18 protein-coding genes are annotated in these 24,148 nt (G+C 43.0%); 8 read left to right on the forward strand and 10 right to left on the reverse strand.

The window, feature by feature from the left end:
- Nucleotides 1–47 precede the first annotated feature (47 nt).
- The 3 genes from EAH55_RS27655 (at nt 48) to EAH55_RS27665 (ending at nt 3,023) form a co-directional block, all read left to right on the forward strand.
- Complete coding sequence (locus EAH55_RS27655) at nt 48–1,052, forward strand: FKBP-type peptidyl-prolyl cis-trans isomerase (protein ID WP_244228391.1); 1,005 nt, start codon at nt 48–50, stop codon at nt 1,050–1,052.
- 142 nt (nt 1,053–1,194) lie between these two features.
- Nucleotides 1,195–1,962, forward strand: coding sequence for a TatD family hydrolase (locus tag EAH55_RS27660; protein WP_121812542.1), 768 nt, complete (start codon nt 1,195–1,197; stop codon nt 1,960–1,962).
- Between the two features lie 38 nt (nt 1,963–2,000).
- Nucleotides 2,001–3,023, forward strand: a complete 1,023-nt coding sequence (locus EAH55_RS27665) for an asparaginase (RefSeq protein ID WP_112568868.1) — start codon at nt 2,001–2,003, stop codon at nt 3,021–3,023.
- A 163-nt stretch (nt 3,024–3,186) separates the two neighbouring features.
- Here the strand turns inward: EAH55_RS27665 and EAH55_RS27670 are convergent, their stop codons facing one another.
- The 5 genes from EAH55_RS27670 to EAH55_RS27690 all read right to left on the reverse strand — a co-directional run bounded on the left by EAH55_RS27670 (nt 3,187) and on the right by EAH55_RS27690 (nt 8,054).
- Nucleotides 3,187–4,338, reverse strand: coding sequence for an FAD-dependent oxidoreductase (locus tag EAH55_RS27670; RefSeq protein ID WP_121812543.1), 1,152 nt, complete (start codon nt 4,336–4,338; stop codon nt 3,187–3,189).
- Between the two features lie 9 nt (nt 4,339–4,347).
- On the reverse strand, nt 4,348–4,944 hold the full coding sequence (locus tag EAH55_RS27675) for a TetR/AcrR family transcriptional regulator (RefSeq protein ID WP_121812544.1): 597 nt from the start codon (nt 4,942–4,944) through the stop codon (nt 4,348–4,350).
- Between the two features lie 161 nt (nt 4,945–5,105).
- Nucleotides 5,106–6,293 (reverse strand): alginate lyase family protein, encoded by a 1,188-nt coding sequence (locus EAH55_RS27680; RefSeq protein WP_121812545.1) that lies wholly within the window; start codon nt 6,291–6,293, stop codon nt 5,106–5,108.
- Between the two features lie 34 nt (nt 6,294–6,327).
- The gene (locus EAH55_RS27685) at nt 6,328–7,038 is read right to left on the reverse strand and encodes a LytR/AlgR family response regulator transcription factor (RefSeq protein WP_121812546.1); all 711 of its coding nucleotides are present in this window, start codon (nt 7,036–7,038) and stop codon (nt 6,328–6,330) included.
- Entirely contained in the window at nt 7,035–8,054 is a 1,020-nt protein-coding gene (locus EAH55_RS27690; protein ID WP_121812547.1) for a sensor histidine kinase, read from the reverse strand. The genes EAH55_RS27685 and EAH55_RS27690 overlap by 4 nt, the downstream gene beginning before the upstream one ends.
- Before the next feature lie 235 nt (nt 8,055–8,289).
- Here EAH55_RS27690 and EAH55_RS27695 point away from each other — a divergent pair, with 235 nt between their 5' ends.
- Nucleotides 8,290–9,102, forward strand: coding sequence for a DUF3108 domain-containing protein (locus tag EAH55_RS27695; RefSeq protein ID WP_121812548.1), 813 nt, complete (start codon nt 8,290–8,292; stop codon nt 9,100–9,102).
- A 280-nt stretch (nt 9,103–9,382) separates the two neighbouring features.
- On the opposite strand, the gene EAH55_RS27700 is transcribed toward EAH55_RS27695, so the two are convergent.
- The 4 genes from EAH55_RS27700 to EAH55_RS27715 all read right to left on the reverse strand — a co-directional run bounded on the left by EAH55_RS27700 (nt 9,383) and on the right by EAH55_RS27715 (nt 14,482).
- Nucleotides 9,383–10,771, reverse strand: a complete 1,389-nt coding sequence (locus EAH55_RS27700) for a glycosyl hydrolase family 18 protein (protein WP_121812549.1) — start codon at nt 10,769–10,771, stop codon at nt 9,383–9,385.
- Nucleotides 10,772–10,964: 193 nt separating this feature from the next.
- Entirely contained in the window at nt 10,965–12,377 is a 1,413-nt protein-coding gene (locus EAH55_RS27705; protein WP_121812550.1) for a glycosyl hydrolase family 18 protein, read from the reverse strand.
- A gap of 366 nt (nt 12,378–12,743) precedes the next feature.
- Entirely contained in the window at nt 12,744–13,925 is a 1,182-nt protein-coding gene (locus tag EAH55_RS27710; protein ID WP_121812551.1) for an alginate lyase family protein, read from the reverse strand.
- Nucleotides 13,926–14,020: 95 nt separating this feature from the next.
- Nucleotides 14,021–14,482, reverse strand: coding sequence for an SMI1/KNR4 family protein (locus tag EAH55_RS27715; protein ID WP_121812552.1), 462 nt, complete (start codon nt 14,480–14,482; stop codon nt 14,021–14,023).
- 234 nt (nt 14,483–14,716) lie between these two features.
- On the opposite strand from EAH55_RS27715, the gene EAH55_RS31450 reads away from it, so the two are divergent.
- Complete coding sequence (locus EAH55_RS31450; protein WP_121812668.1) at nt 14,717–15,247, forward strand: OmpA family protein; 531 nt, start codon at nt 14,717–14,719, stop codon at nt 15,245–15,247.
- Nucleotides 15,248–15,308: 61 nt separating this feature from the next.
- Here EAH55_RS31450 and EAH55_RS27725 read toward each other — a convergent pair whose 3' ends face one another.
- Nucleotides 15,309–15,770 (reverse strand): DinB family protein, encoded by a 462-nt coding sequence (locus EAH55_RS27725; protein WP_162997075.1) that lies wholly within the window; start codon nt 15,768–15,770, stop codon nt 15,309–15,311.
- A gap of 147 nt (nt 15,771–15,917) precedes the next feature.
- On the opposite strand from EAH55_RS27725, the gene EAH55_RS27730 reads away from it, so the two are divergent.
- The 3 genes from EAH55_RS27730 to EAH55_RS27740 all read left to right on the forward strand — a co-directional run bounded on the left by EAH55_RS27730 (nt 15,918) and on the right by EAH55_RS27740 (nt 23,947).
- Nucleotides 15,918–19,430, forward strand: coding sequence for a carboxypeptidase-like regulatory domain-containing protein (locus tag EAH55_RS27730; RefSeq protein ID WP_121812554.1), 3,513 nt, complete (start codon nt 15,918–15,920; stop codon nt 19,428–19,430).
- 280 nt (nt 19,431–19,710) lie between these two features.
- A complete protein-coding gene (locus EAH55_RS27735; protein ID WP_121812555.1) occupies nt 19,711–21,423 on the forward strand; it encodes an arylsulfatase in 1,713 nt (570 codons plus the stop codon).
- Nucleotides 21,424–21,469: 46 nt separating this feature from the next.
- A complete protein-coding gene (locus EAH55_RS27740; protein WP_121812556.1) occupies nt 21,470–23,947 on the forward strand; it encodes a glutaminase family protein in 2,478 nt (825 codons plus the stop codon).
- Nucleotides 23,948–24,148 lie beyond the last annotated feature (201 nt).

The raw sequence follows: 24,148 nt of genomic DNA on the forward strand, positions 1-24,148 counted from the left end.
TGAAGCCTTTCCTGCACAAGCAGGAAAGGCTTTTTTATTTATAGCTTATGAAAAAGTACATTTTTTATTTTATAGCACCTTTATTAAGCCTATCGGCTTTAACTGCTAATGCGCAAACCGGTGCTGTAAAAAAACGCCCTGCTGCAGCCAAAAGCGGCGCGGTTAAAAAAACCGTTCCTGCAAAAAAAACGGTTACACCGCCACAGGTTGTTGGCATGCTTAAAACATCTAAGGGCTCTTTTTACAAGATCTATACCGCAAACACAGGGGTAAAACCTAAAACCAGTGATGTGATCACTTTTAACTTTATCCAGAAAACGGATAAAGATTCTGTACTTTATAATAGCTTCGCAGCAGGGCACCCTGCACAGGCCCAGATCCAGCCGTCGCGCGGTTTAGGTGATATGATGGATGTTTTCCCGCTTTTGGCTGCTAAAGACAGCGCTTTGGTAAAAATCCCTGCCGATTCGATATTTAAAGGTCATGAAGAAGCCCGTCCGCCGTTTTTCCCTAAAGGCAGTTTTCTGAGCTTCGTGATTAAAATGGAAAAAATCCAGTCGATAAATGAAGCTATGGCCGAAAGAAATGCCGCTTTGGAAAAGCAAAAACAGGCTGAAGTAGCTGCTGCTAACGCGTATGTAACTTCACACGGTCTTAAAACCACAAGCACTGCATCAGGCTTACAATATGTAATTACCAGCCCAACTGATAAAAGTAAACCGGCAAACGGCGATACCGTACTGGTTAATTACACAGGTAAGCTGCTTAACGGCAAAGTATTTGACAGCAGCATCGAAGCTAATGCCAAAGCTGCCGGTTTAGATCAGCCTGGCCGCCCGTATGAGCCAATTAGTGTGGTACTGGGCGAAGGCCGTGTAATACCAGGTTGGGAGGAAGCTTTGCTTTTGCTTAACGAAGGTTCAAAAGCTACTTTCATTATTCCATCGGGTCTTGCCTATGGTGATAGAGGTTCGGGCGCAATCCCTCCTGGCAGCACCCTTTTATTTGATATTGAATTGGTGAAGGTTAATCCTGCCAAGAAAACCAAGTAATCATATTAAAAGATCATAATAATCAACCTCTTGCCCTAAAAGCAGGAGGTTTTTTGTTTATAGGGAGCAATTTTTAGTTAGATGGGTTTATACTTTACGGTTATAAATTCGTTATTAAGTATTCAAGGTTTATTTTTGCAGCATGGTTTTAACCGACACGCATACACATCTATATTACGAAAACATTCCTGAAAAACGCGCGTCATTAATGCAGCGTTGTATCGATAATAGCATTACCCGTTTGTTTTTACCTAATGTTGATGCCGCGTCTGTTCCGCTGGTTTATGGTTTGGTAAACGACTATCCTCAATATTGTTACCCTATGCTTGGCTTACATCCCTGCGATGTAAAGGAAGCCTGGGAAGACGAACTATCGGCCATTATGGATGCCCATCAGCAAAATAAGATCTATGCCATTGGCGAGATTGGTATTGACCTGTATTGGGATAAAACGCATTTAAAAGAACAGGTAGATGCTTTTATAAAGCAGATCAATTGGGCTAAAAACCTTGATTTGCCCATAGTGATCCATTGCCGTGATGCTTTTGACGAAGTGTACGAAGTGTTGAAACAGGAAGCGGATGAAAAACTGCGTGGCATTTTCCATTGCTTTGGCGGTACGGTTGAACAAGCGCAGAAAGTTATCGACCTGAATTTTTACCTCGGTATAGGCGGCGTTGTTACTTACAAGAACTCGGGACTTGATAAAGTAATACAGGAAATTGACTTAAAACATATAGTTTTAGAAACAGATTCTCCGTACCTTACGCCCGTTCCGTTCAGGGGTAAACCTAATGAAAGCTCGTACCTGGTGTATATCGCCGGGAAAGTAGCCGAGCTTCACCACACAAGCATTGAAAAAGTGGCCGAGGTCACTACCGAAAATTCCAGGCTTGTGTTCGGAATTTGAAATTGTTTAAATATTTTACCACAGCATAAACTTAATTAATGAGCCAAATTTTAATCATCTATACCGGAGGGACAATCGGTATGATGAGTGATCCGGTTACCAAGGTGCTCAAGCCTATCAACTTTGAGCAAATAATGGATAATGTGCCCGAGCTTGAAAAGCTTAACTGCCGTATTAAAGTACATTCATTTGATGAGATCATCGATTCATCAAATATGAACCCCGAAATATGGAGTGAATTGGCAGGACTTATCCAGTCTAACTACCATGATAACGATGGCTTTGTAATTTTGCACGGTTCGGATACAATGGCGTATACCGCTTCGGCATTGAGTTTTATGTTAGAGAACTTAGGCAAGCCTATTATTTTTACGGGCTCGCAATTGCCTATCAGCGCTATCCGTACAGACGCGAAGGAAAACCTGATGACGGCTATTGAAATAGCTAAAGCCAAAAAGAACGATCGTGCCCGTGTGCCGGAGGTTTGTATTTATTTTGATTATAAACTTTTCCGCGGTAACAGGGCTTTTAAATATAACTCATCAAAATTTGAAGCTTTCCGCTCGCCAAACTATCCTATACTGGCCGAATCGGGAGTGCACTTACGCTTTAGCGTAAATGACATCAGGCAACCTGAAGACGAAAGCGCCCTTATTATCCATAATAACCTGGTTAGTGATGTAGGTGTGTTAAAACTGTACCCAGGCATAAGCCCTAAGGTAGTCGAAAACATACTAAGTGCCGATGTGCGTGGTATAGTAATGGAAACTTTTGGTGCGGGTAATACTACTACCGATGCCTGGTTTATAGATTTGCTGAAAAACGCTATCGACAGTGGCAAGGTGATCCTTGATATTTCACAATGTAAGGTAGGCACCGTAGAACTTGGCCGTTACGAAACCAGCAAACACCTGAAAGATATTGGCGTGGCCAACGGTTACGATATGACCTTTGAAGCCGCTGTTACCAAAATGATGTACCTGCTTGGTCAAAGTGACAACCCGGCCCAGGTTAGGGAGTGGCTTGAAACTGATTTGCGTGGCGAATTGACGGTTTCGTAGATTCTCTAAAATAATCTAAGGAAAAATAAGTTTATAAAAGCGTCATTGCGAGGAACGAAGCAATCCCGGATTTGCAGGTTCGCCCTGTATAGTTTGGGATTGCTTCGTTCCTCGCAATGACGTTGTTTTTTGGATTTTATCTTATCGACTTTGCCGATTGAAATTACCCCTCCGGATTAAACATTGCCACCAGATTTTTTAGCCCGCCAGCCGAGTGCAATGATTCCGTTTGTTCTAATGTCATAGCGGCGGTTTCGGATGCTCTCGCGCGCATTGCTTTTTCGTAAGCGGCTATAGCATCACGGGTATTTTCAAACTCATTATTTAATAAGTGTTGGGCCAGTTCCAACGCGTCGAGCATGGCCATGTTAACGCCTTCGCCTGCGTAAGGTGGCATCAGATGGGCGGCATCGCCAAGCATGGTCAGGTTACTAAGGGCTTCCCAGGTTTGATCTAAGGGCATGCAATATTGAGGGCGGGGAATAAATACGGGCTCAGCATTTTCAAATAGTTCATCCCAGATATTGTCCCAGCCGGCAAACTCCTGCTTAAACCAGGCAAATACTGATGCTTTATCTTTGAAATCAATCCCGCTATCCTGCAGCCATGTTTCCGTTGATTTAATACCTGCATAAAATACGAGGCTGCCATCGCCTTTAGAACTTACTATCAGCGTTTTTTCGGCGCCCATGGCAAATATTTTACCGCCGTTCAGCAGCTCGTGAACCCGGGGACTTGCCTTTTCTGAGTCATAAACAGCTCCTTCTATCACACTCACGCCTGCATAAAATGGTTTAATAGGGGTAATGTAGTGGCGGATCTTTGAATTAGCGCCATCGGCAGCTATCACTAAGTCGGCATAAGCAATTGAGCCATTTTTAAATTCCAGTTTAATCCTACCGTCCTGTTCATCAAGTGACACAAACTGGCTGTCCCAAACCACAGTATCCGGTTGCAGGGAATCGAGCAGGATTTTTCTTAATGGGCCGCGGTCAATTTCGGGGCGATTGTACGAGCCGCCGTCGGCTCCGTGCTCATCGTGTATAATGTTGGCGTATTTATCTACAACTCTTAGTTTATCGGCTCCGGGGCGATAGTTAGCGTTAAAGGCGTCCATCAATCCGGCTACATCTAAGGCTTTCAAACCCGATTCTTCATGAAGGTCAAGCGTAGCGCCCTGTACACGCACTTCCCGGTTCTCGTCGCGCTCGTAAACTTTTACGTTGGCGCCATTCATTTGTAAAATGCGTGCAAGGGTAAGTCCACCTGGGCCGCCGCCCACTATTGCTATATTTTTGTTTTTAATTGCTTTCATGTTGTTTAATTATTTCATCATACCTTTTATTACTGCATCACAACAGGCCGATACTACTTCATCGGTAATGATTTGTATAGGTCTGTTGAGATGATCAAAATACTCGTTCACCAGATCAAGCAGGGGCGAAAACATAAGTGCCCGCTGAGCATCAAAAGGAAGATCGCTGATTATTCCTGCCTCGACATTTGACTGAATAAAGCGATGGATGGGAGCGAAGAACTGGCCCTGCTGAATATTTTCCCGTTGATAGGCTTTGTTAAGCAAAGGCGAAGATTTACCATACAGAATTAAGGCGAAGTGTGTACGGTTATTTTTTAAGTATTGAAAACCATTGTCCCAAAGCTTTTTAATGCCGGTTTCAAAATCCACTTTTTCATCAAACCCTTTCAGGATAGCGGCTTCGTAAGCGCCTAAAACTTCGGTAATGAAAAGCTTGATCAGCAGGTCTTCCTTATCCTCGTATTTGATATAGATGGTACGGGGTGATACATTTGCCGCCTTAGCCAGCTTTTGCATACTCAGGTTTTCGAGCCCTTCGTTGGCAATAATATCAAGGGCAATGGTGCGAATGGCTTGCTCTTTCTCTAAATTCTTTGGCCTCATAACACGGGTAATTTGAATTGTTATACAATTATAAGTAAATGTTTATTTACTTATGGTATTTTTATTTCAAATGACTTTAAGATGATGGGACAAATAGGCCGGAGCCGATGTGCAGAGAGTAAACTAAAGCATTCTAAACAGGTAAGCCGCAACTAAGGCTATCACTCCACTTCAATTCCCTTCGGAAACTTCTTAAACACCGTATCAAATGTAAGATCAGGATATTGCGCGCTTGCCTTATCCATAATAAATTTCAACTGCTCATATTCAAAAGATGCTATTTGCTGGTTTTCCCATTTTTTTTCGCCGGCTGCATAAGGGATCAGCCATTTTACAGCGGCTTTCATTCCCCGGCCATCTGCGGTTTGCTTATGCCACAGGTCGATATTTAGATGGTTGGCTAAAATGGCCATCTGGCACCAGGCATACAGGTTCATATTCACATAATCCCACGATTTGGTGCGGGCAAGTTCAAGGGGCTGGGCGCCTTCAGGAGTGAATTGCTTATCAATACGTGGAATAGTGATGTTTTTGATTAATTCTGTAGCTGTTTTATTATCGCCTATAAAAAGCGAGTAATCGATAAGCTGCACATCATAATATGAGCCATGGTTGTTGAGTTGCGAACGTTCGTCTTTACCATTAGGGCTGGTTTGCAACCAACCGGCAAAAGCCTTAAACCAGTCTTTTATATCATTTACCAATTTCTCATCCATAGCCTTGCTGCCCTTTAACATGGCAATAGCATCGGGTATCGCGGTAAGCTCCCTGCTTTCAATTATACCTATGCCCCGACCGTCATTAAGGCCTGGAATATATTGCGCATAATTTAAGTTGGGGTTCATGCGGGATGCAGGATCAATAAACCATGTTTGCAATAAGCTTCTGGCTTTTGCCGCATACTTTTCATTCCTGGTATAATAATACGCGAAGCCCAACTGCTTGACGGCGGTACACATATCGCCCAGTTGACTGCGGTCATGCAGTAAATAAATTTCGGGGTTGCGTTCGCCATCTTTACGAATGTAGGGCAGGCCATCGGGTTTTGCGGGGTCGGCCCACCAGTAAGGTGCCTGGCTTACATAATCGTGCTTATCGTTGCTTGGCGCGGTTTTGGTTTTGTTGAAAGTAACCGAATATGGCCCTTTGGTAAGTGCACTATCTGCCCGGTTAATCATCGCGTTGATTTTGGTAGATGCATCTTTATCTCCTTGTTTTAACAAGCTTTTCGATTTGATCAACAATTGCTCATCGACTAATAGAAAGCTTGCTTTTTGCTGGGCGAAAGAAGATTTATTAAATATGATAAATAACAAAAGGCACAGGCCGGATAATTTTCTAAATTTCATAAGATAGGGTAAAGCCTGGTTCGCTTTACAAAAGCTAAAATATCCTTTTATTAATTATCGCCATAAACCCTTCTTTAAATTTTTCGCTCACAGGGATATGTTTATCGGCTATGTAGATGTGATTATCCTGGATTTTTGCCAGTTGTTTGGTGTTTACAATAAAGGAGTTGTGCACCCGTACAAATGGAGCCGAAAGCTGTTCTTCAATATCTTTAAGCCGGCGATAGATCAGCAGTTGCTCCTGCCCGGTAACGAGGCGTACGTACTCTTTTTCACCTTCAAAGTACAGGATCTCATCCAGAAGGATGCGGCGTAATACCTTGCCCGATTTTACAAAGAAATAGCCTTCGTCGGCGGTTTGAGTTTTGGGAGTCATTTGTTCTGCCTTACCAAAATAAGCCTCAATCTTTTGCATGGCAGCCAGGAAACGCTTCAGCGTAATGGGTTTAAGCAGGTAATCGATAGTTTGATAAGTATAGCTCTCGGCAGCGTATTCCGAATAGGCGGTAGTGAACACAATTTTAGTTTGGGGCGGCAGCAGACCGGCCAATTCCATACCGGTTAGCTGCGGCATGTTGATATCCAGAAAAATAAAATCCACCTTATGGGTTTTTAGGAAAGCCAATGCCTCAAGCGCGTTGTAGCACTTGGCCTTAAGCTGCCATTGGGTACTTTGCTGCACCAGGATTTCGAGCAGGTTTACCGCGTTGGGTTCATCGTCAATAATGATACAGCTTAAGTTCATGCTACCGGGATCTTTAAAAATGCAGAAAAGGTGTTGTTGCTGTTGTCAATTTTCAGGTCAAAATCTGCGCCGTATAGCATGGTTAGCCTTTTGGTTAAATTGGCAATGCCAAAACCTGCAGTGCGTTTGCTTGCTGCCTGAACATGAATGGTATTATTGGTTTTAAAAAACAGGTAACCATCCTGCTGAATCAAAGATATGCCAATAAGGTTTTGCTCGCTCGATTTATCAATGCCATGCTTAAAAATATTCTCAACAAAGGTCATCAAAAGCATGGGCGGAATCCTGAGATCGGAGTTGAAATTCTTTTCAAAAAATACCACTACTTCGTGCCTGATCCTGATTTTTTCTAAGGCGATATAGTTTTCAATGAACTGTACCTCGGTACCAATAGTTACATCATCTTTCGGACTTTCATCAACAAAATAACGCATGATATCCGACAGCTTTTCTATCAATGCCGCCGTCCGGGGCGCTTCGCGATAGGCTTCGTAATAAATATTATTGAGCGTATTAAACAAAAAATGCGGTTGTACCTGCGATTTTAACAGGTTCAGTTCGGCCTGGCTTTTTTGTATAATGATCTCTTCGGTTTGTTGTTTCAGCTTAAAATATTCTAATGCTATCCGGAATATCAGGCTTAACATATAAATAAGCACTCCGCCCGAAATATAATTGGTAATAGCTTTGATGCTTACCGGTTCAGGTACTTTTGCAAAGAAGCTGTTGTAGAGTAATAATGTGATATATCCTCGCAGCGTGCCGATTGCCGCTATAAATATGATCACCAGCAATACATACCACACATATTTGCCTTTTTGATAAAACAGGGGATACAAAACCGATATGTTTCCATATATAATGATGGCATAAAAAGCAGTAGTTACGCTGGCGTACATAGCCGATTGGGTTGCGCCATCCATCGGCAAATAAGAAAAAAACAGGAGCAGACATACCGATATCCATACCAAAAGCTGGAGTTTTTTAATGGATGGCCTGGCTTTAAATAGTTGCATTTTTAAAATTACTAAGCTTTTTGTTTGCTGATGCCGGCTTTAAACCGTTGCCTGCATTTATTCAATAAATGACGTTAATGGTTCAATAAACGTTGCTATAGACACATTATTGAATAAATGCCGTATCGGGTTAAAAAGAAAGCGGCAGCGGTTTAACTGATTTTATTTGCCGGTTGATAAAGGACAGTTTTGAATTATTAACAGAAAATTATCCTTATCAAACCGTCAAATTATCATGAAAACCGAACATTTAGCTGAAAAGATCGTAGCCGTTAGTATCAGCCTGTTGCTGCTGCTTTCGCACACGCCTAAAGTATTTGCTCAAACCGATACTATTCGCATAAAAGATAAGCGCTTGCTTACCTCAACGCTTAAACCCGGCTTAAGGCAATACCTTGTTTATTTTCAAAATACTAAAGACAGCCACAGTCTGAAATTCTGGCTTTGGCTGCGCGATATAAACTTTGAAACCCGTAACGGCGAAAAAGTATTAACCGTAACCCAACATTGGTATGGTAATGATAGTTCATCTTACCGTTCTGTTTATTCTATTAACAAGGTGGCCGATTTCGCGCCTCTTTATCATTCAGAAACCATCGGCAAAAAGACAAAAGCATTTAACTGGGCTCCTGATAAAATTACAAGTGTCGATACCGTTGCCAATAACGAGGCAAAGAACTTTAAGCTCGATTTTACTTTCCCTAACCTTAACTGGAATTTAGACATTGAAACCTTTGAGATGTTACCGCTGGCCGAAGGCAAAAATTTTGCTATTCCTTTTTATGAAGCCAGAATCCCGGCGCCGCTTTATGTGCTTTATAAAGTAACCGGCAGCGAGGTAATATCAACTTTAGATGGTAATAAAGTGGATTGCTGGAAGCTGTACAATGAAAGCGACTACAATGGGCGTCACTTTACAGAAACGTACTGGATCAGTAAAAAGAACCACGAGTTTTTGAAAGAGGAAGACGCTTTTGGCGGAGGTTATCGGTATAAAATAAAAATGATGGGTGCCGCCACCAATCTGCTGCCGAGATTTGCAAAGTAAATTTGATGAAAATAATAATATACTATTGTCATTTCGAACGAACCAGTTTGAGGAGTGTGCGGTGAGGGAGAGGAGAAATCTTCTACACCTTGCATTTGCGCTTATCAAGGCGTATAAGATTTCTCTTTCGCCCCGACGCTCATGCCCGCCCGGGCTCTATCGAAATGACATTTTTCATGGATTAGCAATAAAAAATATAAATATCTATCCCTTTGAAAAACAGCCGGGGCTATGATTTTAGTATCATAGCCCCGGCCTTTTGTATAAGCAGTTAATAGTTTTATTGGTTTAAGCCGAAAGCTTCCCAACCCGATGCTGTTGCCCGGTTACAGGTCATGGCCTGGGTGCCGTTTTCGCTGGAGATGAATTTACCGTTGCTGCCGCGCAGGGTGATTTTGCCATCGGTAGTAACTATCCAATCAAATTTTTCCCAGTCGCCTGGTGTGGTACGGTTACAAGTGATGGCTTGTGTGCCATTTTCTGACGATACATATTTTCCCATGCTGCGCAGATAGATTTTACCTCCGCCGGCATCTAATACGGTGAAATGTTCCCAGTCGCCCGCGGTAGCGCGATTGCAATTCATGGCTTGTGTGCCATTTTCGCCGCTTACGTACAGGTTGTTGAAACCTTTAAGCGAGATAACGGTACCAATTGGCGGAGACGATGGCGGTGTTGTGCTGCCATTGATAACAGAATTGATTGCTGATAGCAGGGAGTTTGCGCCTGTAACATCCTGCGATAATTCCCACATCATGATACCGCCGCCCTGGTTAATAGCCAGGGTAGTTTTGCTTTTAATGGTTGGGATACCATTGTAGCTAATACCGTTCCAGGTATCCGAATTAGGACTGCCGCCGCCTGCAAGTATATCGGCATAAGAAGTGTAAGGCTCCCTCCCATAAAACGGAACCCCTAAAATAGCCTTGGCCTTAGGCAACCCGCGACCGATCCAGTAGTTTAATGATGTTTGCGCCAGTGAATATGGCGAATGGTTTGAACCATCGCCATCATAAGCCATCAGGTTCAGGAAATCTACATAGCCAAATACGCTGTTCAATACGCTTGAGCCATCGTTGGATATTACTGCCGCGGTTAACAGCTTACCCTGGTTATGAAGGGCGGTGCTTAACTGCGACATCAACGCGGCATAGTTGTTAGCCGAAGCGCCGTCGTCAGGATATTCCCAGTCGATGTCGATGCCATCCAGGTTGTATTGATTGGCAAAGCTGACAAGGTTGTTTACAAAATTGGTGCGGGATGTTGCGTTGGCAGCCAGGGTTTCGAAGGCGCTATCGTCGCCGTTGTTCCAGCCGCCAAATGATACCAGTACTTTAACATTATTGGCATGACCGGTTGATACCAGGCTTTGGAGTTTAGATACGTTATCAACAGCGCCAATGCCACCCGATGGAGTAGGTGGTACAAAAGCGTAATTGATGTGGGTAAGCTTCGAGAACTGAACCGCGCTTACAGCTCCGGCCCAGCTTGGCAGATAGCCTACTACTTTAAAGCCGGGAACTGCCTCAACGGCCACCGATTTTTGAGGCGCATTATCGGTAGGCGCATTGGGCTGATTGGCTGAAAAATTATCCTTACGGCACGATGAAAGCGCAAAGAAAACTACTGCTATACACCATAGCAGGTGGGAGTTTAAAGTTGTTTTCATAATTTGGTTTATTGGTAAATGGATGAAAAGCGATATTCTTCAAATTCCCTCCCTTGGGAGGGGTGTGACGGAAATGTGTGATGGCAGGGAGGGGTTTGTTCGTTTTGCTCATTACAGCATGTTGTTGAAACCCCTCCCTACACCCTCTCAAGGGAGGGAATCGCTCATTCCCTGCTTTGAATAAAATTTTTTTCTATTGATTCAACCCAAAAGCTTCCCAGCCGGAGGCAGTGGCCCGGTTACAGGTCATGGCCTGTGTACCGTTTTCGCTGGAGATGAATTTTCCGTTGTTGCCGCGCAGGGTGATTTTGCCATCAGTAGTAACTATCCAGTCAAATTTTTCCCAGTCGCTTGGTGTGGTGCGGTTACACGTAATAGCTTGAGTGCCATTTTCTGATGAAACGTATTTACCCATGCTGCGCAGATAAATTTTACCGCTGCCTGCATCAAGCACCGTGAAATGCTCCCAGTCTCCGGCTGTAGTACGGGTGCAGGTCATGGCCTGCGTGCCGTTTTCGCCGCTAACGTATTTACCGTTAAAGCCCTTCAGCGAAATTACCGTGCCGATTGGCGGGGTATTTGGGGGAGTAGTAGTACCACCTGTAATAACGGAGTTAATGGCCGAAAGCAATGAATTTGCTCCTGTGGCATCGCCGCCCAGGTCCCAGATCATCATACCGCCGGCCTGGTTAAGCGCCAGTGTGGTTTTACTTTTAATGGTTGGGATACCGTTATAGCCAAAAGTTTGGAAAGTATCCGAATTAGGGCTTCCGCCTGAAGCCAGTACATCAACATAATTCATAGTCGAGTAATCGTACCGGTTATCCCTTGCGTAAAATGGAACGCCCAGTATGGTTTTGGCAACAGGTAAACCGCGGCCAGCCCAATAGCTTAAACAATCAACTGCCGATTGATAAGTAGAGTGCTGAAAGTTGTTATCATCATAATCCATGATATTGATCCAATCGAGGATGGTGAACATGTTGTTGGTAACATAAGTTGCGCCAACCGAGATAGAAGCAATGGTACATACCCTGCCGCTGTTGTGCATAGCGGTTGATAACTCCTGCAGCAGCAGGTAAAAATTATTGGTTTCGGTACCTGCCGATGGGAATTCCCAGTCGATATCAACACCATCAACATTGTATTGGTTACAGAAGTTAACCATGTTGTTAACAAATGCGGTACGGTATCCGGCATTAGCAACAATAGGATGGAAGGCATCGCCGCCACCGCCGCCGCCAACAGAAATAATAACTTTAACATTGTGACTGTGTGCATTTGATACCAGGGTAGTGAATTTTGAAAGGTTGTCAAGCGGATTTAGTCCCCCGGTGTTTGTTGGGGTAAGGAAAGCGTAGTTAACATGGGTTAATTTGCTGTACTGTACCGCGTTTACGTCGCCCTGCCAGCTGGGGAGGTAACCAATTACTTTAAATGAAGCAACAGGAACAGCGTTGTTAACCGCAACTGTTTTATTGCTGTTGTCGGTGTTAGCGTCGCCCCCGGTTTTAAACTGGTCCATGTTATCCTTTTTACAGGATGATAGTGCAGCCATAGCGACCAGGAACAGGCCAAGGAGGTAAGAGTTAGATTTTGATCTCATAAGTTAAGTTTGTTAAGTGGTTTTTGATGTATTATTTGGTTTATAAATAAGCCGGGCAATAAAACACAAACCTGTTAACCAAATTCATGATACTTATGAATATCATATACTAATATCAGGAAGGGCGCGTTAATAGGTGTAATAGATGTTTTGGTATGAGTAAAATTATATAAACATCTAATTATAAATACCTAATAATAACCTCAATACGATTCGATCGCAAGCGTAGTAGTGCTTTTGTAGTGCAATCTTAACAGGGAAAATCCTCCTTTTTGGCAAAGAAATATTTTTGTGATACGCTTAACTCACAGTTATATATTATTATAGTAAGGGAAAATGAGCTTTTGAGTAAATCGCTTACCCGGTTTAAAACCAGATAAGCGGGTGCCTGATAGGTAAATTGCGGATAACTTCTTCAACCTGAGGGTTATGATCCAGTTTTTGCCAGGTTGTTAACCACGCATTTTCACGGTAAGCGTTAGCACCGAATAACAGGAATGGCTGGGCAACCGGCCAGTTATCCCAATACATTATATCGGGTTTTAAAGTCCATTTGTTTTTATCTGCTACAAAAGGATATAAATAAACTATACCTCTTTTAATGGATTTGCCATCAGGAGTTTCAAAGTTCCATAAATTATCCTGCGGGCCTGAAAGGATCTGGCATAACATGGTCATGGCATCAAGATTGAAAATGGAGTAACCATAGGGCTTGGTGCGCTCCAGCTCTAAGGGGAAGCTGCCATCGGTGCCCATTTGGCGTGGGAGCAGTATCGTTTTATAACGTATCCGTATTGAATCGAGCACCGCATTGTTTTGACAAAGTTTTGCAAACGAGGCTACCTGCATAGCCCAGCAGGTAGCATGGTTGTTTTTAACGTCCCTTTCCTGCATGCCGGGTTTACTGGTCATAAGCCAGTTGGTATAGTCGGCAAACCATTTTTTTACTCCCGATTGGGTAGCCGGATCCATGGCTTTTTCCATTACGATAATACCCTGCGCAACCACCATCAGGTGAATGGTATCAATAATGCCGTAATTACGACCGGTATACTGCCCTTTAACCGCCTGAGCAAACCACAGGCTCGGGTTCATCATGGTTTCGGGATCCATAAACCAGGCTTTAAGGTGGATCACGGCCTGATTTACATATTTTTCATCTCCGGTTAGTTTATAGGCCGAAGCCAGCGCGCCGATGATCTTGCTGAAGCGGATCATCGCTTTGCGGTGTTCAACAAAGTTATCCGGGTTAGTCATGCCATCGCGGTTGATATATGGCCCTTCGGGATTTTTAGGATCTGGCCAGAAATAATCGGCCTCCGAAAAAAAATCGTGCTTGCCGCCGGCGCTTTTGGGCGATGATGACGCGGTAACCGTAACCGGCTGCTGCTGCATGGCCCAGGCTGCTTCGGCCATTATTTGTTTTTTGAGGTTTTTTTCGGCGATTTTTTCGGCAGGGGATTTATCGGGCTTGATTTGTTCTGTAGTAAAAGCAAATTGCGAAAGCGTTGTAACGGCAATTAGTATTACAGCAAATATTTTTTTCATGGCGATGGTTTATTATGGTGCGCCAAGATAATAATAGGCCCGGGAATTGGGTTGGTGTTTTTAGCGTGTAGGGGATTTGAAGGGGGATTTTAATATTATTTCCGGTTTTTAGCAGCGATTGCATTTGTCCAGTCATATAAACCATCCTTTTCAAATACACCACCTATTAAAAAGTGCTGGAGGAACTCAAAAAATGAAGTGGTTAATACCAAACTGTTTTGATCTTTATCGGTACACGTTATTTCGTAGCAATTATTTGCAGCAGGATTAATGATCAGTTCCCAAAGATCGCTGTAAATCAGGAACTCAGCAATATAAAGAGAGTTGCTGTGAATAAGTTCATTAAGCGGGACAATGCGAAACAAGTCTTCATCCGACATGAAGCCGTTAGTGAACTGGTAAAATTGCCGGATATCATCAGGTAACTTTACACCTGCGCTGATCTCAAATTCGTATATCTCCAGGTCTGTTGCACCGGCATACAGGGTAATGTCGGTTTCGTGCAGCCGATATTTTAGATAGTTAATGATATCGGTAATTGATTTAATGAGATGCAAGGTGTAGGTTGTTTTCGCTTTTAAGTTATAGCAAATATAAATTGATTATATGAGGAAAGCAGTACTGGTGAGGTACGTAACATTTGTTTTGATGCTTTTTATTAGGCAAATGGCATAACTATTGATTAAATAATCTACACCTGTACGTAAAAAGCGTTATTTAACCATAAAATTATGGTTGGGCACTATAAACATTATGCCAACGTTTTTTATGTTTACGCAAATTCATTAAACATGAAAACTCTAAAAACATCTTTATTAGCTCTTACTATAGCTGTTTTAGCTATCACAACCCAAGCCTGCAAAACCAAAAAAGCCGTGGTGCAAACGCCACCTCCGGCTCAGCCAGCACAACCTGCAACGCCGCCGCCAGCTCCGAAGCCAGCGCCAACTCCACCGCCGCCACCAGCTCCGGCTCCGGAAAAACCAGACTATAATTTTACCAATATCCAGTTTGAGTTTAACTCGGCAGTGTTAAAGACTGCTTCTTACCAAACTTTAGATCATATTGTTAAGGAACTTAAATTAGATCCGTCAGCTAAATTCATTTTGAATGGTAACGCTTCTGCCGAAGGTACTGCCGAGCACAATCAGTCATTATCTGTTGATAGGGCAAACTCTGTAAAATTGTATTTAGTTAATAGTGGTGTAAACGGTGATAACCTGACTGTAAAAGGCTGGGGCGAAAGCAAACCAATTGCTGATAACTCAACCGAAGAAGGCCGTGTGCTTAACCGCCGTGTTGAAGTAAAGTTAGCACAGTAAGTAAAAACTTTTAATAAATGTAAAAGGCAGCCTAATAGGCTGCCTTTTTTGTTGGGCAAAATTATTCGGTACCGTTAACCAGTTGAAAAATAGTAAACAGGTGATGGGCCTCATGTAATACAAAAAACTCGGCCCATTTTGAAATGGTAAGCCTGCCATATTTAGGATGTACGCCGATGCGCAATAGTTCTGTATCGGTAAGCCCGGCCAGCAGATCGGAAATTGATGCTCTGTCTACTTTTATAATATCCAGCAGTTCAGTTAGGTCCATTAATCTGAAGGGAGTAAATTCAGGATCAAGGTCACCATTATAACGATCAAATACCGGGACATCTTCATTAAGTATCTGGTGTATTCTGCCTATAAATATTTTCTGGTAACGGGTCAGATGCGCTATATTATCCAAAGCACTCCATTTACCGGGTGCCGGTGGCGAAGCCAACTTCTGGTTGCTTGTACCTGCAACCAATTCTGCTATAGCAAGGTGTTGGTTTCTTAATCTTTCGGTGAGTGAATTATACATTTTGATGTTTGCGATAGAGCGGAAAGTTAGCATAAAATGCTGTGTTGGTTTTAGTAATAATATTTAATAACTTTATTATTACCATAAACCGACTAAAAGTTTCGGCGCCAGCTGTTTACTTTATTACATACCTAAATCGTTTGCATTATGTTAAAGAAATTGTTTCTGTACTATTTGATGGTTTCACCCTTTTGGTGCCTGGCTCAAACCAGGATAACAGGCAGGGTTGTCAACGCAACAGATAAAAAAGGTGTCGCGAACGCAAGCGTATTTTTAAGTAATGCAACTGTTGGAGCAAAAACCACACCCGAAGGAACGTTTACCCTTGCCGACGCCAAAAATGGTAAATATGAGCTGGTAGTTTCCATTGTTGGGTTTGAAACCTATAAGCAAAACATAACGGTAACTGGTAGTGATATGGTTTTGCCCGATATTATCATGTCGCCTAAAACCTATGCTTTAAAGGAGGTAATTGTAAAACAACACACCGACCCCAATCGTGCGCAGTATTTAACAACTTTTAAAGAGCAGTTTTTAGGTAAATCTGAACTGGCCGATCAATGTAAAATTCTGAATCCGGAAATGCTTGATTTTGTCTACGATGATGACACCAAAACACTGACAGCATCTTCCGTTGATTTTTTGAATGTTGAAAATCGTGGGCTTGGTTACCGGGTAAAGTATCTTATCACAAATTTTACTTATGATGATAAAGACATTTCAAACAGGAAACTGCACTACGAGGGTTCTGTGCTGTTTGAAGAGTTAAAAGGTACGCCATCACAACAGAAAGACTGGCAAAGGGCAAGATTGCAGGTTTATAAAGGATCTGCTATGCATTTTTTACGTGCATTGCAGGCTAAACATTTGGATGAGGAAGGGTTTCGTGTATTGCAGTATGCTAACCCTGAACGACGGGACCTGCCTAAATCACTATTAAGCAAAAGAGGGCGCCCAATACTGATGACCTATCCTTTAAATGAGGATGAAATGATGGTTAAAACCGATCAAATTGGCGTACATGCCCTCGGTTGTGATTTTGATTCGTTCCATATCACTTATAATGAAGATCATCGTTTTACGAAACGCGGGCAAATGAATAATATAAACAGTTCCGCTAACCATGATGTAACGGTTTTGAATTTTAACCTGCCTTACGCCCTTTTTGATGATAATGGGGCCCTGCTTGATCCTAATAGCGTAACATATAGCGGCGCATGGGGCAATAACCGGGTAGCCGAACTTTTGCCAGTTGATTATGAGCCTTTAAACACTCGGGCTGTAAATGAAAAACCAGGATTGACCGATGTTATAAATAAGCTTAGAAATTACAATGCTTCATATACTGCCGAAAAAGTTTATTTGCATTTTGATAAACCCTACTATGCTGCCGGCGATACAGTTTACTTTAAAGCTTATATAACCGCCGGCGATCGCCACGAGCTATCGGATATAAGCGGTGTGTTGCATGCCGAGTTGATCAATACAGCAAACAGAATCGATCAGGCTGTTAATTTACAGATAACTGATGGTGTGGCCTGGGGGGATTTTGCCCTACCGGATACTTTGCCTAAAGGGAATTATCATATCCGGGCGTATACCAAATGGATGCAAAACCAGGGCAGTAACAATTATTTTGACCGGGGAATTAAAATTGGATCGACCAGTAATAAGATAGCCGAAAGCGCTACCAAAGCGCCGCTGCCGATTGCCGCTAATAAAATTGATGTGCAGTTCTTTGCCGAAAGTGGCAATATAATTACCGGCATTCAATCTAAAATAGCCTTCAAGGCTATTGGCCCCGACGGAGCAGGCGTAAATGTTAGCGGAATTATTACCGATAATGACAATAATCAGGTAACCACATTTGCTTCATCGCACTTGGGTATGGGATCTTTTTACCTGAACGCCCAACCGGGTAAAAGCTATAAAGCCGACCTTAATTATACCAACGGAACAAAAAACACTGTCAATCTTCCAATGCCCATGGAGAATGGAATTAGCTTATCTGTTGATAATAGTGAAATTCCCCGTGCTATTGTTAAAATAAATGCTGCTGATGCTTTTTACAAGCAATATAAAGGACAGGAATTTACATTGCTCATTTATTCCGGCGGCACCGCTTCAACTATTGCCTGCAGGTTAGATAGTCAGACAATAACACGTGATATTTTAAAGCGGCGTTTAAAAACAGGGATAGCTACCATTACATTATTTTCTGCCGTTAATGAGCCCCTTTGTGAACGCCTGATTTTTGTGCAAAACTATGATCAATTGAGCCTGGCCGTTAACAGCCCCAAAGCAGATTATAAAAAAAGGGAAAGGGTTGATATCAGCCTGAATGCAAAGAACAGAGCGGGCGACCCGTCAGTTGGCCATTTTTCGGTATCAGTTATAGATGAAAGCAAAGTTCCGGTAGTTGAAAATTCCGAACATACTATACTAACTGATCTGTTGTTAACTTCAGATCTGAAGGGAAATGTAGAACAACCCAACTATTATTTTACCAATGTGAATGACGAAACAACGAAAAACCTGGATCTGGTAATGCTTACTAATGGTTATCGTGGTTTTGAATGGAAGCCTTTATTAAGCGGCTCTTATCCGGCTATAGCATACCAACCTGAAAAGGGTTTGGAAATAAGCGGCAATGTAAAGCGTTCGGGAGGGAGCGCCATGCATGAAGGCACTGTTTCTTTAATCTCTTCGCAACCAACAACGGTGTTAAGTCAACCAGTAGACGATAGGGGCGATTTTGCATTCAGTAACTTGTTCTTTACCGATACCGGCAGGTTCATTTTACAGGCTGTTACAGCCAAAGGTGATAACTCAACAAGATTGACTTATAACAAAAACAATCAAAAACTGCCAGTATCGTCATTCGGCTTAAACGTCGTACCCAATGATATTAATTTATCAATGACGAACTATCTTGAAAATAACAAGTTACGGCAAGATGATTATTTGAAGTATAGCAAAATAAAAATGCTGAAAGAGGTGAAGATCAAGGCCGTTAAAAAGAATGAATATCGCTCTTCGGCTTTAGGAGGGCCGGGTAGTGCCGATCAGGTGATAAAACTGGGGCAGCTTCCTGTTTCAGGTTCGTTAACTCAAATGGTAGAAAGCAGGGTACACGGCGGACGAGCATACGCAATGTTAAGGAGTGATTTTGATGGTTTAGTAATTTTGGATGGGGTGGCAATAGATAGTCGTATTTCGGCGAACCCAATACCTGGCGGAGGTTCGCTTGATTTTATAAGCGCCTCGGATGTTGAAACAGTAGAGCTTTTTTACAATGCCAATGCGGCAATATATGGAGCGCGGGGGGGCCATGGAGTAATCGTGATAACCACAAAGGCAAAAGGGGGGCTTACCGAAAAAGAAATCACATCAACCGGGATATTACCAATATCGGTGCCCGGATTTTATAAGGCGCGTGTATTTTACTCACCTAAATATGAAAATCTTGAGCAAGCCGGTAACCGCCCCGATTTGCGGAGTACTATTTATTGGCAACCGGAGCTGGTAACAGATAAAAATGGCCAGGCGTTGTTTAATTATTTCAATGCCGATGGAACAGGCTCATATCGCATAGTTGTTGAGGGATTTGATGAGGATGGTAATTTAGGGCGGTTGGTGTATCGGTATAATGTTCAGTGATAAATTGAACTACCCCATAGTTTAGTATAAAGCTGCAGATTACCGGGTCGTACCGTGTAAATGCCGTTCCTTTAGCCTGATCGGCATTTTGTCTCAAGATTGATACGATTTTACCAAGTATTGAGCCATTTTGTGCAAAAGGATTGTTTTAATTTGGAACGTGCAAAACTGTTCGTTGTGCTGTATGTTCATGCATAATAGCGCCGGCCATTTTTAACCTTCCTGCTTTTTATTGAAAACATAAGTTTAACCAGCTTTTGCGCAGGTAATATGATCGCCTATGAATAAATATAAACTATATGCCGGTTTGTTTTTTACCGGTACAATAGCTCTTGTTTCGGCTGCGTGGCAAACAAAAACTGCCAAACAACCTGAGCCTCCAAAGAAACGACCTAACATTATTGTTATCATGGCCGATGATATGGGTTTTTCTGATCTGGGCTGCTATGGCGGTGAGGTTAATACACCAAATATCAATTATCTTGCTCAAAATGGCATCCGCTACAGGCAGTTCTATAACACATCACGTTGCTGCCCAACAAGGGCTTCGTTACTTACCGGCTTATATAATCAGCAGGCAGGCATTGGCAAAATGACCGATGCTGAAGACGAGCCTGGCTATCTTGGTCATATCACCGATAATGCTGTAACCCTTGCCGAAGTTTTGAAATCTGCCGGTTATCATACGGCAATGTCGGGCAAATGGCATGTGTCAAATACCAATGGCCAGCCTAACGCCCAGGATCAGTTGGCCTGGTTAAATCATCATAAAAATTATCCTGAGTTTTCGCCGATTAGCCAGTATCCAACCAGCCGCGGGTTCGAGAAATTTTTCGGCACTATTTGGGGTGTGGTTGATTTTTATGATCCGTTTAGTTTGGTTAGCGGCACCACGCCTATTAAAACAGTCCCCAAAAACTACTATCATACAGATGCTATTAACGATACGGCGGTAGCTTATATCAAGGGCTATGCTAAATCGTTAAAGCCCTTCTTTTTGTACGTTGCCGAAAACGCACCGCACTGGCCACTGATGGCAAAGCCTGAGGATATTGTCAAATATAAAGACACGTACAAAGGTGGTTGGCAGGCCATCCGCGAAGCGAGGTACAAAAAAATGGTGAAGCTTGGCCTCATCGACCCCGCAAAAACTAAGCTGTCCGACCGATGGAAGGGCGACCTGCAATGGGAAAATAACCCGGATAAAGAGTGGGATGCTATGGCAATGGCTGTTCATGCTGCCATGATAGACGGGATGGATCAGGGCATTGGCCGTATCATTAAAACATTGAAAGAAACCGGTCAGCTGGACAATACACTGATTGTTTTCCTGTCGGATAATGGTGCCAGCGCTGAAAACTGTGCTGCTTATGGTCCCGGATTTGACCGCCCCAATGAAACCCGCGATGGCCGTAAAATAGTTTATGCTACAAAAAAAGAAGCGCTGCCGGGTCCGGAAACTACATATTCATCTATCGGCCCTCGTTGGGCAAACGTAGCCAACACCCCTTATGAGTATTGGAAAGCCGAATCATACGAGGGCGGCATTCATACCCCGATGATTGCTTTCTGGCCAAAGGGAATTACCATTAATAAAGGCGGGTTTAATGACCATGTAGGCCATGTGATGGATTTCATGAGCACATTTGTTGAGCTGGCCGGAGCCCAATATCCTAAAACCTATAAAGGGCATAACATTCCGCCAACTACAGGTATTAGTCTGGTGCCAAGCTTTAAAGGCAAACAAACTCCCGGTCATGAAGAGCTGTTTAATGAACATTTCGGGGCTAGGTATGCACGTTCAGGAAACTGGAAGCTGGTATCGTTAAGTAATGATACTACCTGGCATTTGTATGATCTGTCGCAGGATAAAACCGAAACTACCGATCTGAAATCAAAACACCCGGAAAAGGTGCACCAACTGGATAGCCTTTGGCATACTTGGGCAAATACACACCAGGTTTTTCCAAAGCCGGGTAATAAGAGTAAATAATAAAACCCAACAATAAATATTAAAACCAAAAAGTAAAACGTAGTTTATGAATCGCATTTTCAAAAAAACGTACCTGCTTGTTTCCGGACTGGCGGCATCGTTTGTTGCACAAACAGCGTTGGCTCAGGACAAGATGCCATCTTATCCGCTAATCACGCACAACACTTATTTCAGCATTTGGTCAAACACTGATAAGCTGAACGAATCGACCACCAAACACTGGACAGGAAAAGACCAATCATTATTGGGCCTTATTAAGGTTGATGGTAACTACTACCGTTTTTTGGGCGCATCGGCCGTTAATTATAAAACCATTTTAGCCGCTACCGACGAAAAATCATACACCAGCCAATACCAGGCCGAAACTGCTCCGGCAGAAGGCTGGGAAAAACCGGGCTTCAATGACCAGGCCTGGAAAAGCGGAGCTGCACCGTTTGGCGATGAGCGTGCAGGCAAAGGCACCGACTGGAGAGGTAAAGACATTTGGGTTCGTCGTAAGTTTAATGTTGCCGAATTACCAAAAGGCCGTTTGATGCTGAAAATCTATCATGATGATGAAGCCGAAGTATACCTTAATGGTCAGCAGATTGCTACCGAAGGTGGTGCTAATGGCGATTTTGAAACTGTTGCATTATCTGCCAGTGCAAAATCAAATTTAAAAGTAGGCGAGAACGTTTTGGCTATTCATTGCAAAAACACCGGTGGCGGCTCATTTATTGATGCCGGTCTGGCCGAGGAAGTATTGAGTAAGGATGATGAAGCCGTTAAACTGGCCGAACAAACCAGCGTTAAAGTTACTGCTACCCAAACCGTATATAACTTTAAAGCAGGTGAGGTTAACCTGAAACTTACTTTCACTTCGCCGTTGGTTATGAGCGATCTGAAATTGCTTACCACCCCGGTATCATACATCACTTACCAGCTAAAATCAACTGATGGTAAAGCACATGATGTTCAGATTTACCAGGGGATATCAACTAACCTTGCTGTAAATACACCTGCACAAGAAGTTATTGCATCAAAATACGGCCAGAACGGGCTTAAATTATTAAAAGCAGGTACTGTTGAACAGCCTGTATTGCAGAAAAAAGGCGATAACGTACGTATTGACTGGGGCTATGTTTATGTAGCTTCGTCAACCGCGGGTGCTAAACAATACATCACTCCTGAAAGCGGCGCAGTATCATCATTCCTGGGCGCTCAAACAGGCGAAGCTACAGCTACAGGTAAACAATTCATGTTAAGTACGGTGTTGCCATTTGGTAAAGTTACTGCTGCCCCGGTTTCTAAATTTATTTCGGTTGGGTATGACGATATCTATGCTATCCAATACTTTAAAAACAATTTAAGGCCATGGTGGAGAAACACCCCGGGCGCTACTATTGAAGGTGTATTAAGCGATGCTACCAAAACTTATGCTAAAGTAATGGGCACCTGCGCAAAAACTGATGCTCAGATCTGGGGCGATGCGGTTAAAGCCGGAGGCGAAAAATATGCTAAACTATGCGTAATGGCGTATCGTCAAAGCATTGCCGCGCACCACGTGGTTAAAAGCCCTGAAGGCGAATTGTTGTTCTTATCTAAAGAGAACTTCAGCAATGGTTCAATCAATACGGTTGACATTACGTACCCATCTGCTCCAATGTACCTGATCTACAACCCTGATTTGTTGAAGGGCATGATGAGCGGTATCTTCTACTTCAGCGAAAGCGGCAAATGGAACAAACCTTACTCATCTCATGATTTGGGTACCTATCCATTGGCTAACGGTCAAACTTATGGCGAGGATATGCCGGTAGAAGAAAGTGGAAATATGATCATTCTAAACGCTGCCTTGGCAAAAGTTGAAGGCAACGCCAACTATGCAAAAAAACACTGGAAAACTTTAACCATCTGGACGGAATACCTTGCTAAATCGGGTTTTGATCCGGGCAGCCAATTGTGTACCGATGACTTTGCCGGTCACCTGGCTCATAATGCCAACTTGTCGGTAAAAGCTATTGTAGCTATAGATGCTTATGGTGAACTGGCTGGTATGATGGGCGATGCCGCTACCGCAAAAAAATACAAGATGATGGCTAAGGATATGGCTAAAAAATGGCAGGAAAAAGCCGACGCCGGCGACCACTACGGTTTGGTGTTTGACAGCAAAGATACCTGGAGCCAGAAATATAATATGGTTTGGGATAAGGTATTGGGCTTAAAATTGTTCCCTCAAAAAGTATATGATAAGGAGCTTAAATTTTATTTGGCACACCAAAATGAGTTTGGTTTACCATTGGATAGCCGTAAAACCTATACCAAAAGCGACTGGATCCTTTGGACAGCAGCTATGGCCGATAACAAAGCAGATTTTAGCGCTTTAGTTGCGCCAGTTTATAAATTCGCTACCGAAACATCATCACGCGTACCACTAAGCGACTGGCATGAAACTACCAACGGTAAAATGGTAGGCTTCCAGGCGCGCAGCGTAATTGGTGGTTATTATATGAAAACTTTAAGAGATAAATTGGCAGCTAAATAAGCAATCGGTAATCTCTTAAACAACAACGGGTTCGCATTTGCGAGCCCGTTGTTGTTTAAATATTTACTTGATGTTTGGGTCGAAGTTAGTGGTTGCGTACTTCGTTTATCCATAATACAAAAATCCATGTCATTGCGAGGCACGAAGCAATCGCACGGGAGCATGGTCGTTTTGCATGGCTACGAGATTGCCACGTCGCTC

The organism is Mucilaginibacter kameinonensis, from assembly GCF_003675385.1.
Lineage (GTDB): Bacteria > Bacteroidota > Bacteroidia > Sphingobacteriales > Sphingobacteriaceae > Mucilaginibacter > Mucilaginibacter kameinonensis.

Coding starts and splice junctions, on each gene's coding strand:
- EAH55_RS27655 (WP_244228391.1), top strand. CDS start 48: ATGAAAAAGTACATTTTTTATTTTATAGCACCTTTATTAAGCCTATCG.
- EAH55_RS27660 (WP_121812542.1), top strand. CDS start 1,195: ATGGTTTTAACCGACACGCATACACATCTATATTACGAAAACATTCCT.
- EAH55_RS27665 (WP_112568868.1), top strand. CDS start 2,001: ATGAGCCAAATTTTAATCATCTATACCGGAGGGACAATCGGTATGATG.
- EAH55_RS27670 (WP_121812543.1), bottom strand. CDS start 4,338: ATGAAAGCAATTAAAAACAAAAATATAGCAATAGTGGGCGGCGGCCCA.
- EAH55_RS27675 (WP_121812544.1), bottom strand. CDS start 4,944: ATGAGGCCAAAGAATTTAGAGAAAGAGCAAGCCATTCGCACCATTGCC.
- EAH55_RS27680 (WP_121812545.1), bottom strand. CDS start 6,293: ATGAAATTTAGAAAATTATCCGGCCTGTGCCTTTTGTTATTTATCATA.
- EAH55_RS27685 (WP_121812546.1), bottom strand. CDS start 7,038: ATGAACTTAAGCTGTATCATTATTGACGATGAACCCAACGCGGTAAAC.
- EAH55_RS27690 (WP_121812547.1), bottom strand. CDS start 8,054: ATGCAACTATTTAAAGCCAGGCCATCCATTAAAAAACTCCAGCTTTTG.
- EAH55_RS27695 (WP_121812548.1), top strand. CDS start 8,290: ATGAAAACCGAACATTTAGCTGAAAAGATCGTAGCCGTTAGTATCAGC.
- EAH55_RS27700 (WP_121812549.1), bottom strand. CDS start 10,771: ATGAAAACAACTTTAAACTCCCACCTGCTATGGTGTATAGCAGTAGTT.
- EAH55_RS27705 (WP_121812550.1), bottom strand. CDS start 12,377: ATGAGATCAAAATCTAACTCTTACCTCCTTGGCCTGTTCCTGGTCGCT.
- EAH55_RS27710 (WP_121812551.1), bottom strand. CDS start 13,925: ATGAAAAAAATATTTGCTGTAATACTAATTGCCGTTACAACGCTTTCG.
- EAH55_RS31450 (WP_121812668.1), top strand. CDS start 14,717: ATGAAAACTCTAAAAACATCTTTATTAGCTCTTACTATAGCTGTTTTA.
- EAH55_RS27725 (WP_162997075.1), bottom strand. CDS start 15,770: ATGTATAATTCACTCACCGAAAGATTAAGAAACCAACACCTTGCTATA.
- EAH55_RS27730 (WP_121812554.1), top strand. CDS start 15,918: ATGTTAAAGAAATTGTTTCTGTACTATTTGATGGTTTCACCCTTTTGG.
- EAH55_RS27735 (WP_121812555.1), top strand. CDS start 19,711: ATGAATAAATATAAACTATATGCCGGTTTGTTTTTTACCGGTACAATA.
- EAH55_RS27740 (WP_121812556.1), top strand. CDS start 21,470: ATGAATCGCATTTTCAAAAAAACGTACCTGCTTGTTTCCGGACTGGCG.